The organism is Methylobacterium sp. A54F (assembly GCF_053346035.1).
Genome location: NZ_JBKFBF010000242.1, coordinates 1 through 255 on the forward strand (window position 1 = coordinate 1; position 255 = coordinate 255).

At 74.9% G+C, this 255-nt stretch carries 1 pseudogene; it reads left to right on the forward strand.

What is annotated here, in order from left to right:
* Positions 1 to 255: pseudogene (locus ACLBXP_RS26150) on the forward strand (1-deoxy-D-xylulose-5-phosphate synthase); the annotation flags it as partial.

The following is a 255-nucleotide window of genomic DNA, read 5'->3' on the forward strand; positions in this document are numbered from 1 at the left end:
CGTTCGACCTGGCGTATCTGTGCTGCCTGCCGAACATGACGGTGATGGCGGCGGCCGACGAGGCGGAGCTGGTGCACATGGTGGCGACCGCCCACGCGCACGATGCGGGGCCGATCGCGCTGCGCTATCCGCGGGGCGAGGGCGTGGGGATCGACCTTCCGGAGCGGGGCGAGCCCCTGCCGATCGGGCGGGGCCGGGTGGTCCGGCGTCCGGAGGGGGCGCGTGTGGCGCTTCTGTCGCTGGGCACGCGGCTCG